14 protein-coding genes, 2 pseudogenes and 1 other annotated feature are annotated in these 12,778 nt (G+C 41.5%); of the genes and pseudogenes, 3 read left to right on the forward strand and 13 right to left on the reverse strand.

Features of this window, described 5'->3' with window-relative positions:
• Window positions 1-105 precede the first annotated feature (105 nt).
• The 6 genes from proC to QZ565_RS04415 all read right to left on the reverse strand — a co-directional run bounded on the left by proC (window position 106) and on the right by QZ565_RS04415 (window position 5,645).
• Entirely contained in the window at window positions 106-903 is a 798-nt protein-coding gene (gene proC, locus QZ565_RS04390) for a pyrroline-5-carboxylate reductase (RefSeq protein ID WP_295526130.1), read from the reverse strand.
• 3 nt (window positions 904-906) lie between these two features.
• Window positions 907-2,169: a glutamate-5-semialdehyde dehydrogenase gene (locus QZ565_RS04395; protein ID WP_295526133.1), complete on the reverse strand. Its 1,263-nt coding sequence runs from the start codon at window positions 2,167-2,169 to the stop codon at window positions 907-909.
• A 10-nt stretch (window positions 2,170-2,179) separates the two neighbouring features.
• A complete protein-coding gene (proB, locus tag QZ565_RS04400; protein WP_295526136.1) occupies window positions 2,180-3,289 on the reverse strand; it encodes a glutamate 5-kinase in 1,110 nt (369 codons plus the stop codon).
• 109 nt (window positions 3,290-3,398) lie between these two features.
• Window positions 3,399-4,289 (reverse strand): RluA family pseudouridine synthase, encoded by an 891-nt coding sequence (locus tag QZ565_RS04405; protein WP_295526139.1) that lies wholly within the window; start codon window positions 4,287-4,289, stop codon window positions 3,399-3,401.
• Window positions 4,279-4,740 (reverse strand): signal peptidase II, encoded by a 462-nt coding sequence (gene lspA / locus QZ565_RS04410; RefSeq protein ID WP_295526142.1) that lies wholly within the window; start codon window positions 4,738-4,740, stop codon window positions 4,279-4,281. Before lspA ends, QZ565_RS04405 begins: the two co-directional genes overlap by 11 nt.
• Entirely contained in the window at window positions 4,737-5,645 is a 909-nt protein-coding gene (locus tag QZ565_RS04415) for a LysR family transcriptional regulator (protein WP_295526145.1), read from the reverse strand. The genes lspA and QZ565_RS04415 overlap by 4 nt, the downstream gene beginning before the upstream one ends.
• Here QZ565_RS04415 and QZ565_RS04420 point away from each other — a divergent pair.
• A pseudogene (locus tag QZ565_RS04420) lies at window positions 5,638-5,709 on the forward strand (AraC family transcriptional regulator); the annotation flags it as partial. The gene QZ565_RS04415 and the pseudogene QZ565_RS04420 sit on opposite strands and share 8 nt — an antisense overlap.
• Before the next feature lie 166 nt (window positions 5,710-5,875).
• Here QZ565_RS04420 and rpmA read toward each other — a convergent pair.
• From rpmA to QZ565_RS04440, 4 genes are all read right to left on the reverse strand, one after another.
• A complete protein-coding gene (gene rpmA / locus QZ565_RS04425; protein WP_000916509.1) occupies window positions 5,876-6,169 on the reverse strand; it encodes a 50S ribosomal protein L27 in 294 nt (97 codons plus the stop codon).
• A 16-nt stretch (window positions 6,170-6,185) separates the two neighbouring features.
• Window positions 6,186-6,530: a ribosomal-processing cysteine protease Prp gene (locus QZ565_RS04430; RefSeq protein ID WP_295526148.1), complete on the reverse strand. Its 345-nt coding sequence runs from the start codon at window positions 6,528-6,530 to the stop codon at window positions 6,186-6,188.
• A 15-nt stretch (window positions 6,531-6,545) separates the two neighbouring features.
• A complete protein-coding gene (gene rplU, locus QZ565_RS04435) occupies window positions 6,546-6,860 on the reverse strand; it encodes a 50S ribosomal protein L21 (RefSeq protein ID WP_000109141.1) in 315 nt (104 codons plus the stop codon).
• A 36-nt stretch (window positions 6,861-6,896) separates the two neighbouring features.
• Window positions 6,897-6,984 (reverse strand) — a sequence feature (ribosomal protein L21 leader region).
• Between the two features lie 58 nt (window positions 6,985-7,042).
• On the reverse strand, window positions 7,043-7,735 hold the full coding sequence (locus QZ565_RS04440) for a YoaK family protein (RefSeq protein ID WP_295526151.1): 693 nt from the start codon (window positions 7,733-7,735) through the stop codon (window positions 7,043-7,045).
• A 153-nt stretch (window positions 7,736-7,888) separates the two neighbouring features.
• Here QZ565_RS04440 and QZ565_RS04445 point away from each other — a divergent pair, with 153 nt between their 5' ends.
• Both QZ565_RS04445 and QZ565_RS04450 read left to right on the forward strand, forming a co-directional pair.
• Window positions 7,889-8,866, forward strand: a complete 978-nt coding sequence (locus tag QZ565_RS04445; RefSeq protein ID WP_295526153.1) for a Gfo/Idh/MocA family oxidoreductase — start codon at window positions 7,889-7,891, stop codon at window positions 8,864-8,866.
• On the forward strand, window positions 8,863-9,945 hold the full coding sequence (locus tag QZ565_RS04450) for a DEAD/DEAH box helicase (RefSeq protein WP_295526157.1): 1,083 nt from the start codon (window positions 8,863-8,865) through the stop codon (window positions 9,943-9,945). The genes QZ565_RS04445 and QZ565_RS04450 overlap by 4 nt, the downstream gene beginning before the upstream one ends.
• A gap of 173 nt (window positions 9,946-10,118) precedes the next feature.
• On the opposite strand, the gene QZ565_RS04455 is transcribed toward QZ565_RS04450, so the two are convergent.
• From QZ565_RS04455 to rocS, 3 genes and pseudogenes are all read right to left on the reverse strand, one after another.
• On the reverse strand, window positions 10,119-11,882 hold the full coding sequence (locus QZ565_RS04455; protein ID WP_295526159.1) for a glycerophosphodiester phosphodiesterase: 1,764 nt from the start codon (window positions 11,880-11,882) through the stop codon (window positions 10,119-10,121).
• An 8-nt stretch (window positions 11,883-11,890) separates the two neighbouring features.
• Window positions 11,891-12,481, reverse strand: a complete 591-nt coding sequence (locus QZ565_RS04460) for a 3'-5' exonuclease (protein ID WP_295526161.1) — start codon at window positions 12,479-12,481, stop codon at window positions 11,891-11,893.
• Window positions 12,482-12,579: 98 nt separating this feature from the next.
• Window positions 12,580-12,778: pseudogene (gene rocS / locus QZ565_RS04465) on the reverse strand (chromosome segregation protein RocS); the annotation flags it as partial.

Genomic DNA, 12,778 nt, shown 5'->3' on the forward strand with positions numbered 1-12,778 from the left:
GTCAGCTCAAAACACTGTTTTGAGGTTGCAGATGGAATCTGACGCAGTTTGAAGAGATTTTCGAAGAGTATCAGCCACCATAAAAGAGGCAGACAAAACTACCTCTTATTTACCTAATTCTTGTGTTCGTTTGTAGGCTTGACCAACTGCCTCCATGACCGTTCCTCTAAAAGCATGCGCTTCTAAGCTCGCTACACCAGCAATAGTCGAACCTCCTGGGCTGCAGACTTGGTCTTTCAATACTCCAGGATGCTCTTGGCTTTCTAGGACCAATTGACCAGCTCCTACCACTGTTTGAGCCGCCATTTTCAATGCTGTCTCTCGTGGCAATCCAGTCTGAACACCTGCATCTGCCAAGGCCTCAATAAAGAGATAGACAAAGGCCGGCCCACAACCTGCAAGACCTGTCGCCGCGTCGATTAAGCCTTCCCCAAGTTCAACCAAGAGGCCAGCCTTGCTTAAAAGCTGACAAAATAGCTCACTGTCCTCAGCCCTGCAATTAGGAGACAAGGCATAACTAATCACTCCTTGCCCGATAGAAGCAGGGGTATTCGGCATCATACGAATAATTCGGTGTTGACTTGGCAGAAGATTAGCGAGTTTTTCCAAAGTCAATCCAGCTGCCATCGAAATCAAAAGAAGACTCCCTCGTTTTTCAAGAATGGTCTGATATTGAGAAAGCAAGTCTGAGAACTGGGCTGGCTTAACACCTAGAAAAATCACATCTGCTTCTGCGAAGATTTCGTCATTACTAGAATCTTGACCGCCAAAGTCAGTAATGAAAGCATCCACCTTGGCTTGACTGCGATTGGCAAGGAGAATCTGAGCACCCGTCTTGGCCTGCAAAACAGCCTTAGCCAGACTAGCCCCCATATTCCCCAAACCGATAAATCCAATCTTCATCTCTTACTCCCTTATCTGTCCGTCACCAGTAACCACATACTTGTAGCTGGTCAACTCTTTTAAGCCCATTGGACCACGCGCATGTAGTTTCTGAGTAGAAATCCCCATTTCACAACCAAGACCAAATTGGCCACCATCGGTGAAACGAGTTGAGGCATTGACATAAACCGCTGCAGAGTCCACTTGATCTGTAAAGTAAGCTGCTGCTTCAGCATTTTCCGTCACAATGGCATCCGAATGATGAGTACTGTGGGCTTCAATATGCGTAACCGCTTCTTCTAAACTGCTCACAACCTTAACAGCTAATACATAGTCTAAAAACTCAGTGTCAAAGTCTTGAGCTTCAGCTGCTTGACCTGAAACAAACTGGCTTGCTTTGCTATCAAGTCGGAATTGAATTGGTTCCAGTCCAGCTTCTTTTCGCTCTGCAACTAGCACTTGCTCCAATCGAGGAAGGAAACTTGCTGCCTTGTCTTCATGAACCAGCAGAACCTCCATGGCATTGCAGACAGAAGGACGACTGGTTTTGGCATTATTGATGATAGATAGAGCCTTGTCCTCATCTGCATCCTTGTCCACATAAACATGGACAATGCCTGTTCCTGTCTCGATAACTGGTACAATAGCATTTTCAACCACTGCATTGATCAAGCCAGCCCCTCCACGAGGAATAAGCAGGTCTAGATAACCCTTGGCCTTCATCATAGCATAGCTACTTTCACGGCTAGTATCTTCCACCAGTTGAATTACATCTGGATGAATGGGCGTTGTCTCCAAACCTTTTTTCAAGGCTTTAACAATGGCATGAGCCGTTTGATAGGCATCCTTACCACTACGAAGAACAACTGCATTTCCACTTTTAAGAGCCAAAGCAGCCGCATCAGACGTCACATTTGGACGACTTTCATAGATAATACCAATAACTCCCATAGCTACACGTTTTTTGGTGATAACCAAACCATTTTCAAGCTGACTCGTTTCTAAAACTTCACCGATTGGATCTGGTAAAGCAACCACTTCACGAATCCCAGTTGCCATCGCTTCAATACGTCCTGCATCCAAATAAAGACGATCCAGCATCACATCTGAGATTTTCCCCTTGGCCGCTTCCATATCGAGGGAATTAGCCGCTAAAATTTCCTCAGTAGCTGCTATTAAGTGATCAGCCATGGCTAGCAAGGCTTGGTTTTTCACCTCTTCACTAGCTGTGTTAATCGATTTTTTAACAGCCTGTACCTGTTCAAATTGTTCTTGTGTACTTACCATAGTTTTACCTCTAAAATTCTGTAAAGAGTAGTTGGATTTCAGGCGTAATGGAAATCCAGTCATCGCGGTGAATCAAGACACCCTTGGCTTTTTGAGAACGCAACATATCCTCCAAAGCAGATGCTCCAAATTGCACGCGTCCTTTTCCAAGCGAATTTCCACTTTCCTTGTCAACTACTGTCACAATATCACCGTAAGAAAAGGCCCCTTCTGCGTCAACTACACCAGATAAGAGAAGACTCTTTCCATGTTGGGAGAGAGCTTCCGCAGCCCCTTTATCAACCCAAATAGAACCCTGACTCTGAGCATAGAAGGCAAGCCATTGTTTCTGGGTACGAAGTCCTTTCTCTTGCGCAACAAAGTAGGAACCATCCTTGGTCTCTTCAGCCGCCTCAATCATGGCATCTGCCTTCAAGGAGGAACAGATATAAACTGGAACTCCTGATTCTGTTGCGATAGTCGCAGCCTTGATTTTTGTTAGCATGCCCCCAGTTCCATTTGACGAACCGGCTCCGCCAGCCATATCGATAATCTCACGATTAATGGTCTCGATTTTCTCCAAGCGTTTAGCTGTTGGATCTGAATTAGGATTTCCAGTATAGAGACCGTCCACATCTGTCAAGAGAATCAAAAGGTCTGCTTGGACCATGGCCGCTACCTGGGCACTAAGAGTGTCATTGTCCCCAACCTTGAGTTCATCAATGACGACACTGTCATTCTCATTGATGATAGGAATCGCCCCACGGCTAAGTAGAACTGACAAAGCCTGATGGGCATTTTTATAACGGCGCTTATCCACAAAGTCGTCCTGAGTCAGCAAGATTTGCGCAGAAACGATTTGGCGCAAGAGAAGATTGGTCGTGTATTCTTCCAACAAAAGGCCTTGCCCTACCGCTGCTGAAGCCTGTTTATCAGCAATCTTAGTCGGACGCTTTTTAAATCCTAAGGCTCCAAAACCAGCCGCAATGGCACCTGACGACACCAAAATCAATTCATGACCAGCCTCGTGCAACATAGCCAACTGCTGAGTAATAGCCTTTACCTTACTACGTGATAAACTTCCATCCTCATTCGTAAGAGAAGAAGTTCCTACCTTAAAGACAATCCGTTTGTATTTCATAGCCTCACTCCGATTCTTCATATTTATCCATTATAACATGAATGACAGGAAATAGAAAAGAGTTGATAGGAAAAAGGTCGAGACAAGTCATCTCAACCTTTTATCAAATCTAATTCTTTCTCAAATTGTCTAATGTTTCCTTAAAAATCTCTGGGATATCTGCTGTAAATTCCAAGGTCTCACCTGTTCTCGGATGAGTAAAACCTAGAGTCTTGGCATGGAGAAATTGTCCATGTCCTTTCAAAGTCTTCCGAGGACCATAGACTTCATCACCAGCGACTGGATGGCCAATATAAGCCATGTGAACACGGATTTGGTGGGTGCGGCCTGTTTCCAGCTGCAACTCCACTAAGCTATAATCACCAAAGCGTTCCAAAACGTGGAAACGGGTCACTGCAGGCTTACCTTTCGCAGTCACAGCCTGTTTCTTACGGTCTTTTTCACTCCGGCCAATTGGTGCTTCAATCACACCGCGATCATTGGGCAGATTTCCATGAACAATCGCCCAATATTTACGGAGAGACTTTTTATCCTTGAGTTCTTGGGCAAGTGCTAGATGCGCCTCATCATTTTTAGCAATCATGAGAAGACCTGACGTGTCCTTGTCAATACGGTGAACAATTCCTGGACGGAGGACCCCATTGATTCCTGACAAATCCTTAATATGGTACATAAGGGCATTGACCAAGGTTCCGCTAGTATGACCGGCACTCGGATGCACCACCATCCCCTGAGGTTTGTTAACGACGGCCACATCCTCATCTTGGTAGATGATCTCTAGCGGAAGATCCTCAGCCACATACTCTAAGACCTCTGGTTCTGGCACATGGTAAGTGACGATATCGCCCTCTTGGACAATGTATTTAGCTTTCTTGACTTGGCCATTGACCAATACCTGGCTTGATTTAATTTGTTCATTCGCGAGACTACGTGATAATTCTGTCAGATCCGACAAAGCCTTATCCAAACGCAGACCACCAGTTTCAATTTTAATTTCCATTTGTTTCCTCTTTTAGCATTGCAATCAATAAAATAATCACTCCAACAGTCAGATAGCTATCTGCCACATTGAAAATTGCAAAATTAATAAAGTCAAGGTGGAACATATCCACAACAAAACCCTGACTGATTCTGTCAATAAAGTTTCCAAGACCACCTGCAATGATTAATGTCAAGCCCAAGACCATCCAGAGTGAGTCCTCCATGTGTTTATGTAGATACCAAATGGCACCTACCATAACGACCAGTGTAATGATAGCAAATAACCACTGCTGGTCTTGTAACATGGAGAAGGCTGCTCCTCGATTTTGCAGGTAGGTCAAGCTAACGAGATTGGGAATCCAAGAGCGAACTTCACCCAGTGGAATCTGCCAGACGATATAGGATTTGACTAACTGATCCAGCGCAATCAAAAGCAGTACAACGACTGCCACTATTCCTCTTTTTTTCATGATTTCCTCTTCTGATCAAAATATTCTTGCATGACCTCAACGAAAAGAGTCCCAGCCTGACTAAGCTCCACTTCTTCCCGTTTGACATAGACCATGTGATTATCTAGGTTATCCTTGAGACGAATAACTGTGATGCCATTAACACTATCACTATCTAAAAATCCAGAACCAGTCGCATAAGCATCCGTCCGCTCCAAAATACCATTTAAAGTAGCACGGTCTGTCACATTGAACATCTGCGAGCTAGCGCTAGTATCAACAAAGTTCTCTGAATAATAAAGGTACTCGTCTTTCTCTTGAGTGAAACGAACCGTTGGTAGATCCGCTAAATCCTCCATGACCAATTCCTCTTTCTGGGCTAAAGGATGCCCCTCACGGAGATAAATATGGGTATAGAAGGGAATCAATTCAATGACCTCAAGGCCTAACTTTTCAACTCGTTGCATGATCCCTTTTTTATTTTGATTGTTGAGGTAGATAATCCCAATCTCACTGTGACCTTGCGCTACTTCATCTAAGATTTGAACAGTAGTCGATTCAAAAATACGGAAGTTCTTATAATCAGGATAGCGCTCTGAAAAGGCAGTAATAGTTGGTGGCAAAAAGTCATAGTGCTGACTGGCAATGGAAAATTCATCCTTTTCTTCCTCAGGATTAGCATACTGATTTTGAAAAATATCAAATCCTTTAACCAATTCTTGCGCTTTTTCATAGAATTCCATACCACGTCGAGTCAAGAAAGTCCCTGAGCTGGTCCGACGGAAAATCTTAAAGCCCAACTCTTTTTCCAAATCACGAACAGAAATGGACAGACTCGGCTGACTAACATACATCTTTTCAGCAGCTTCACGAAAAGTACCGCTATTCGCAATAGCCACAACATAGCGTAATTGTTGAATGTTCATCTTCTACCCCCAACTTCTTTATCTTTTCATTATACCATATTTTAGAAGTTTTCCATCGAAGAAAAATAACGTCACTCATAAAATGCATCTACACTAAGAACGAAAAAATCATGGGTACCAAAACAAAAAAATAGGCTCTCCGAAAACTCGGAAAGCCTTATTTAATGCTACTTCTAGCTTCCTCGCCTTTACATTTCAAGGCTCGGGATAAAAAGGTTCACTGGACCTTTTTATTTAGCGATTGGGTAAACAGAAACTTGTTTTTTATCGCGTCCTTTACGTTCAAAGCGTACTACGCCTTCAACTTTAGCGAACAAAGTATCGTCTCCACCACGTCCAACGTTTACACCTGGGTAGATGTGTGTACCACGTTGACGGTAAAGGATTGATCCACCTGTTACAGTTTGTCCGTCAGCTGCTTTAGCTCCAAGACGTTTTGCTTGTGAATCACGTCCGTTTGATGTAGAACCTCCACCTTTTTTGTGGGCGAAAAGTTGCAAGTTGTTAAGAGTCATTTTTAACATAATGTTTTCCTCCGTGTTAGTTTTCTGTGATAACTCTGGTTTGGACGAACTCAGAAGAGTTCTCCGATAAGTTTGCCATACCTAAGAAAAATGATTCAAAGAATAACTGGGTCATTTCTCTCTGGTGTGAGGGAAGATCTTTTGGTATTTCAACCATCAGATAGCCACCTTCATCTTCGTTTAATTCTAGGATTGGTTCATAGCCTGCAAATTTCTCAATTGAATTGATAAAGTTAATGGCAAGCGTAGAAACCGATGCACACACGACATCTAAGCCGTATTCACCACTATCGGCGTGTCCAGTAATTTCCGCACTCCTCAGCTCGCCATCTTCGGCTCTCTCAAAGACTGCCTGTATCATGTGTTCTCCTTAAAATTAAGCGTTGATTGCGTTGATGACAACTTTTGTATATGGTTGACGGTGACCTTGTTTACGGTGGCTACCTTTTTTAGGTTTGTACTTGTAAGTAACAACTTTCTTTTGTTTTCCTTGTTTTTCAACAGTTCCAACTACAGTAGCTCCAGCAACAAGTGGAGTTCCGACAACAGTGTTTTCACCACCAACAAGAACAACTTCGTTAAAAGTAACTTCTTGACCAGCTTCAACGTTCAATTTTTCAACGTAAACTGCTTGACCAACTTCAACTTTAACTTGTTTTCCGCCAGTTTTGATAATTGCGTATGTGCTCATTATGCACCTCCTATGATTTTTATGGGTTTCCCCGATTTTTTTGTGAAGACTCGCCTAGCATCGTGGGACAAACCACTTAAACTTGAATAATCAAGCAACGATGTTCGTGCGGTTGCACAGGATCGTGCATAGTCAACTCTTCAAGTATAGCATATCTCCTATTTTCTTACAAGTAATAACACCTAAAATGAAGCTTTTTCTTTTACTTTTTTCCGCCACTTGGCAAAAAGCATGCTGAGGTAAAAAATGCTCATCATAATAGGAACACCAAGAATGGTCTTTTCATGATAGAAAATCGTCAAATAAGCCGAAAAGACAACGCCAAGGACAAAACTACTAAGCAGGCTAACAAATATGAATCCTTCACGCAAAAAAGGTGTGTGCTTGGTTCGGAAATAATCTCCAAAAGCCAGCATGGTTCGTTTGATATTCCCTGTCATAAAGGCATTATTGTAGGCAATACCCGAAACCTCACCAAAAGCAGTTGTCACCAAGCCCATACAGAAGGCCAAGGGCGGTACTAGATAGATATTATCTACAGTTTGCGGCACAAAACCAATAATGATTGATAAGATTGCTAAAGGAAGCAAGGACAAAATAGGTTTTTTCACAATTCTCAATGTTTCCTTATAAACAGTTAGTAAAAAGACCCCCATCATAAAAGCTAGCAAGGTCATTACTTTGGCACTAGCATCTGATACATTCTGTTGAATGAGTCCCACTGATAGAAAGACGACATTTCCCGTTTGTCCAGCTACAAGAGTATTCCCTCGGACAATAAAAGTATAGGCATCTACATATCCTGCACAAAAAGTCAAAAAAAGCGCTAGCCTCTTAGACTGACGTGATATTTTTCTTATAGGTAATAACCTCATTTTTCCTCCTATTTCATTTACTCATCTCATTATTGTACCACTTTCTTTGGAAAAGACCTAGTAGCTTATTTGAAATTTTTTCCCCTCTGTTGGATAGTCCCGTCTATCTATGTTATAATGAAAGAAGGATTTGAAATCGGAAAAGGAGTAACTATGCTTAAATTAGGTGTCATCGGAACAGGGGCTATCAGCCACCACTTCATAGAAGCAGCCCATTCCAGTGGAGAATACAAGCTGGTCGCAGTCTATTCTAGAAAACTAGAAACTGCAGCAACCTTTGCTTCTCTCTATCAGAATATCCAACTCTTTGATCAAGTAGAGGACTTCTTCAAGAGCTCCTTTGATGTGGTCTATATTGCTAGCCCAAACTCCTTGCATTTTGCTCAGGCAAAAGCTGCATTGTCTGCAGGTAAACATGTCATTCTTGAAAAGCCAGCTGTCACTCAGCCACAAGAATGGCTAGATTTGAGACATACAGCTGAGAAAAATCGCTGTTTTATATTCGAAGCAGCTCGCAATTACCATGAAAAAGCTTTCACTATCATCAAAAACTTTTTAGCAGACAAACAAATTTTGGGAGCAGATTTCAACTATGCCAAGTATTCTTCCAAAATGCCTAACTTGTTGACTGGGGAGACACCAAATGTCTTCTCAGACCGTTTTGCTGGTGGAGCTCTTATGGATTTGGGGATTTACCCCCTCTACGCTACCGTTCGTCTCTTTGGAAAAGCTCAGGATGCAACCTATCAGGGGCAGCAGCTTGACAATAGCATTGACCTAAATGGTGACGGAATCCTCTTCTACCCAGACTATCAAGTTCATATCAAGGCTGGGAAAAACATCACTTCCAATCTCCCTTGCGAGATTTATACGACAGATGGTACCTTGACCCTCAACACCATCGAACATGTCAGCTCGGCTATTTTTACCGACCACCAAGGCAATCAAGTCCAACTCCCTATCCAACAGGCTCCTCATACGATGACTGAGGAAGTCGCTGCATTTGCACACATGATCCAGCAACCAGATCTGAATCTCTACCAAACTTGGCTGGAAGATGCAAGTTCAGTTCATAAGCTACTATATACTATGCGCCAGACTGCTGGCATTAGATTTGAGGCAGAAAAATGAAAACCAAACTACCGACTGAATGGCAAGAACTGAGTGACCAACTCGGTTTCCAAGAATTCACCCCCATTCAAACTCAACTATTTGAGCCCCTTCTTGCTGGAGAAAACCTCCTAGGAGTGAGCCCAACAGGAACTGGTAAGACCCTAGCTTACCTTTTACCAAGTCTTCTCAGACTACAAAAGAAAAAAGCCCAACAACTATTGATTTTAGCACCAAATACTGAGCTTGCTGGACAGATTTTTGATGTATGTAAAACGTGGGCTGAAGCTATCGGCTTAACTGCCCAACTCTTCTTATCAGGTTCGAGTCAGAAACGCCAGATTGAACGCCTAAAAAAAGGACCAGAAATTCTGATTGGAACTCCTGGCCGTATCTTTGAACTCATTAAATTGAAAAAAATCAAGATGATGAATGTGGAAACCATCATCCTAGATGAATTTGACCAATTGCTCGATGATTCTCAGATACACTTTGTCGAGAAAATTACTCACTACGCACCTCGTGACCACCAACTTGTCTATATGAGTGCGACAACCAAGTTTGACCAAAAGAAGATTGCGCCGAACACACGTACCATTGATCTCTCTGACCAAAAATTGGACAACATCCAGCACTTCTACATGCAGGTAGATCAACGTCACCGAGTGGATATGCTACGAAAACTGGCTCATGTGGAGGATTTCCGCGGTCTGGTCTTCTTTAACAGCCTATCAGACCTTGGAAGCGCAGAAGAAAAATTACAGTATCGTGATATCTTGGCTGTTTCCCTCGCTAGTGATGTCAATGTCAAATTTAGAAAAGTCATCTTAGAAAAGTTTAAAGACAAGCAACTAACCCTGCTTCTTGCAACAGACCTTCTGGCTCGTGGAATTGATATCGATAGCCTCGAATGTGTTGTAAACTTTGATGTCCCTAGAGATATCGAAACTTACACTCACCGTGCTGGCCGTACTGGTCGTATGGGCAAGGAAGGTTATGTTATCACTCTCGTAACCCATCCAGAAGAGCTTAAAAAACTCAAAAAGTTTGCAAGTGTACGAGAAATTGTTTTGAAAAATCAAGAACTCTATATTAAGTAAGGTTGGCCTTCGCCAACCTCTGATTTAAAATAAGATCCTTAGAATACGAGTTTCTAAGGACCTTATCTCAAGACTGAGCTTGGGACAATAGCCCCTTATCTCCAAAAAAGCAACGGATTTGCCGTTGCTTTTTTGTGGCTGAGAACTATTTTGTCTCAGGCTCTTTTTTATTACTAAAAATTAAAGAATTCCATGGCCTGTTTGAAAAGTAAATCAGTATACTCTGGGTTTTCTTGGGCAATAGTAACCTGCTCTTGAATCATTTCCAAGTCATCTGTTATCATTCCATCTGCTCCCAAATGAACTGATTTATCAAAGGACTCTGAACTATTGATGGTCCAAACGTACAATTTCTGATCCGTATTCCAAAGCTTGTTGACAAAATTTTCATCTAAAGTTGAATACTCCATGGTATAACCTGTAGCCTTGGTTCTTGGAAAAATACTATTATAAGGTAGGATGAAATAGATTGGAATTTGAGAATTGTAGGCTAAAACCTGATCAATCACATGGTAGTCCAAGGATTGCATTTGGTGACCATTCTGCTTAAGAACCGTTCCATATTTTTCCATAAAGCGTTTCATCATATCTGGGCTATCTTTTCGACTGGTTTTAATTTCAATGAGGAGTTTTTGATGTAATTCATTGGCTTTATTGAGATAGTCATCAAAACTGGACACCTTGCTATGATAACCATTTTCTAAAATATCAAGTTTAGTTAATTCTTTCAAAGTTAGATCCTGTGGATTGGCATTAACTCCTGTCAGATTCTTGATATTAGCATCATGCATCATGACAAACTGGCCATCTTTTGTTTCCTGAACATCTGTCTCAACGAAATCTGGAGATAACTGAGCGGTTTTTTCTAGTGATTGGACAGTATTTTGGACACCATTCTTATTGGATACTCCCCTGTGAGAGATAATCAAAGGTTTGTTAGCAACTGGAGCTTCTAAATAAACATAACCCTCAAGAGCGAAAAAGATACCAGCACATCCCATCACTCCCCATCTCATCCAGTGGTCTTTCTTTCTCCTTGGTGTGATTTCTAATTCTTCTCCTGTTAAGAAGGAAACAAACTTAATGAGAAAGTAAGTCAAGGCCATATAGTGGAAATTCTTGATTAAAACAAAGTTGATAATTCCCAGCACAAGAGATTCCTTATGGGTCAAACCATCCATTAGTACCTGACTTGCCAAGATTGGAATCAATAAAAGAATGAAAAATAGGTAGGTTTTGACGATAATCCAAAGCAAGTTCCAAGTATAAAACCAGGAGTGCTTTCTTGTCTTCTCTAGACTGTATCTGACCGCTTCTTTGACTGTTTTCTTCTCAAACAAAAGCTGGGGTAAGGCAAACATCAAACGCACTGAAATGTAAAATAACAGTAAAGCCAGAATAGTAACAATCAAACCAACCAACCAGTACTTATCTTCTACATAGGCTACTATAAATTCCGGAATGACGATTTTATTGAGATAATAAATCTTTAAAATCTTTCGAATCAATGGAAAGAGCATCATGACATAAAAGAAAATAAAGGCCATTTTGGAAATAGTCACTTGCTTCATAAACAAGAAACTTTGTCGAAAGACCTTGCGACTGTACTCCAGCAAAGTTCTCTTTTCATGATAGAGGAGGTGCCGAGCTCCGATAAAGAGAAGTCCTAGCTGGTAATAGGCGACCAGTAAATTAACGATTACCAGAACAAATAAAGCAAGACTAACAAAGGGAGAACCCGTTATAATGGCAAAAATATTGTTGTAGGATAGAAAAAGATAACCTGTCTGACGGAGCAAAAGTCCAGCAATCCAAGAATTTGATGGCAACCAGACAAACTCAATCATCATAAAAGTCAAGAAAAAGAGAAAGAGTATTTTATCTAGATTAAAGTATATCTGCTTAAAACCTAGATTTTTAGGTTTTTCAGGTTTCATAGTCACTCCTAGTCAAATAATTGAGACAAATCCAAGCCTCCAAAAGGATTGTTTGATAGGCTACTTTCTGTCTCTAACAATTCTCTAGCTTGATCCGACTCTAGAAAGGACTCGTAAACACGCGCCGTCATCCGAGCATCCTCTAAGCTATTATGAGACTGACCTTGAAATCCTAGAAATGAGGCAACAGTTTGCAACTTGAGATTGGCAATACCATGTAAATCCGAACTGCGACGTTCAAAAGCTTCATCATACAGATCCACCTTGTACTGCTGGCTATAGTCTAAACCATGCTCTGCTAGAATAGGCAAATCACTTTTTGCAGCGTTGTACCCAACCATGGGTAAAGAACCTACAAACTCTTGAAATTCTGCTATAACTTTCTCTACTGGTGGAGCATCTTTTAAGGTCTCAGCTGTAATTCCAGTCAATCCATTGATAAAACTTTTTAATGGGGCGCTGGTATGAACGTAGGAATCATAGGCATCAATTTCCTGACCATCTCTAAAACGCACTGCTGATACTTGAATCAAGTGTGTTTGCCCTTCATGCTGATTAAATTCTAAATCAAAAGCAATGTAATCTTCTAATCGTTCCATTCTATACCTCTCCTATACTGTTATTTTACTTGAGCAACTATACTATTTAGAAACAAAAGAAGCCATCAGGTTAGCATTTAACCTAAACAGCTCCTTGATTATCCTCCAAATAAACGAGCAAAAAAGCCTTTCTTAGTTGATTGAACTTCTTCTTTTGCTTGGTCCAGCTCTAGCTTGAGATTTTCTTGATCCTTCATGGCTTGAAGGGTCAATTGTTGCTGCTGATCAAGTTGTTTGTCTTTCTCAGCAATCTGACGGTCTTTGATGCGCATCTGCTCATCTTTTTCTGATAACTGA

The sequence above is a fragment of the uncultured Streptococcus sp. genome, from assembly GCF_915066115.1.
In the GTDB taxonomy this organism is placed as follows: domain Bacteria; phylum Bacillota; class Bacilli; order Lactobacillales; family Streptococcaceae; genus Streptococcus.

Bases quoted from the DNA above. Each gene is read 5' to 3' on its own strand.
- proC (WP_295526130.1), bottom strand. From the start codon at position 903: ATGAAGATTGGATTTATCGGTTTGGGGAATATGGGGGCTAGTCTGGCT.
- QZ565_RS04395 (WP_295526133.1), bottom strand. From the start codon at position 2,169: ATGGTAAGTACACAAGAACAATTTGAACAGGTACAGGCTGTTAAAAAA.
- proB (WP_295526136.1), bottom strand. From the start codon at position 3,289: ATGAAATACAAACGGATTGTCTTTAAGGTAGGAACTTCTTCTCTTACG.
- QZ565_RS04405 (WP_295526139.1), bottom strand. From the start codon at position 4,289: ATGGAAATTAAAATTGAAACTGGTGGTCTGCGTTTGGATAAGGCTTTG.
- lspA (WP_295526142.1), bottom strand. From the start codon at position 4,740: ATGAAAAAAAGAGGAATAGTGGCAGTCGTTGTACTGCTTTTGATTGCG.
- QZ565_RS04415 (WP_295526145.1), bottom strand. From the start codon at position 5,645: ATGAACATTCAACAATTACGCTATGTTGTGGCTATTGCGAATAGCGGT.
- rpmA (WP_000916509.1), bottom strand. From the start codon at position 6,169: ATGTTAAAAATGACTCTTAACAACTTGCAACTTTTCGCCCACAAAAAA.
- QZ565_RS04430 (WP_295526148.1), bottom strand. From the start codon at position 6,530: ATGATACAGGCAGTCTTTGAGAGAGCCGAAGATGGCGAGCTGAGGAGT.
- rplU (WP_000109141.1), bottom strand. From the start codon at position 6,860: ATGAGCACATACGCAATTATCAAAACTGGCGGAAAACAAGTTAAAGTT.
- QZ565_RS04440 (WP_295526151.1), bottom strand. From the start codon at position 7,735: ATGAGGTTATTACCTATAAGAAAAATATCACGTCAGTCTAAGAGGCTA.
- QZ565_RS04445 (WP_295526153.1), top strand. From the start codon at position 7,889: ATGCTTAAATTAGGTGTCATCGGAACAGGGGCTATCAGCCACCACTTC.
- QZ565_RS04450 (WP_295526157.1), top strand. From the start codon at position 8,863: ATGAAAACCAAACTACCGACTGAATGGCAAGAACTGAGTGACCAACTC.
- QZ565_RS04455 (WP_295526159.1), bottom strand. From the start codon at position 11,882: ATGAAACCTGAAAAACCTAAAAATCTAGGTTTTAAGCAGATATACTTT.
- QZ565_RS04460 (WP_295526161.1), bottom strand. From the start codon at position 12,481: ATGGAACGATTAGAAGATTACATTGCTTTTGATTTAGAATTTAATCAG.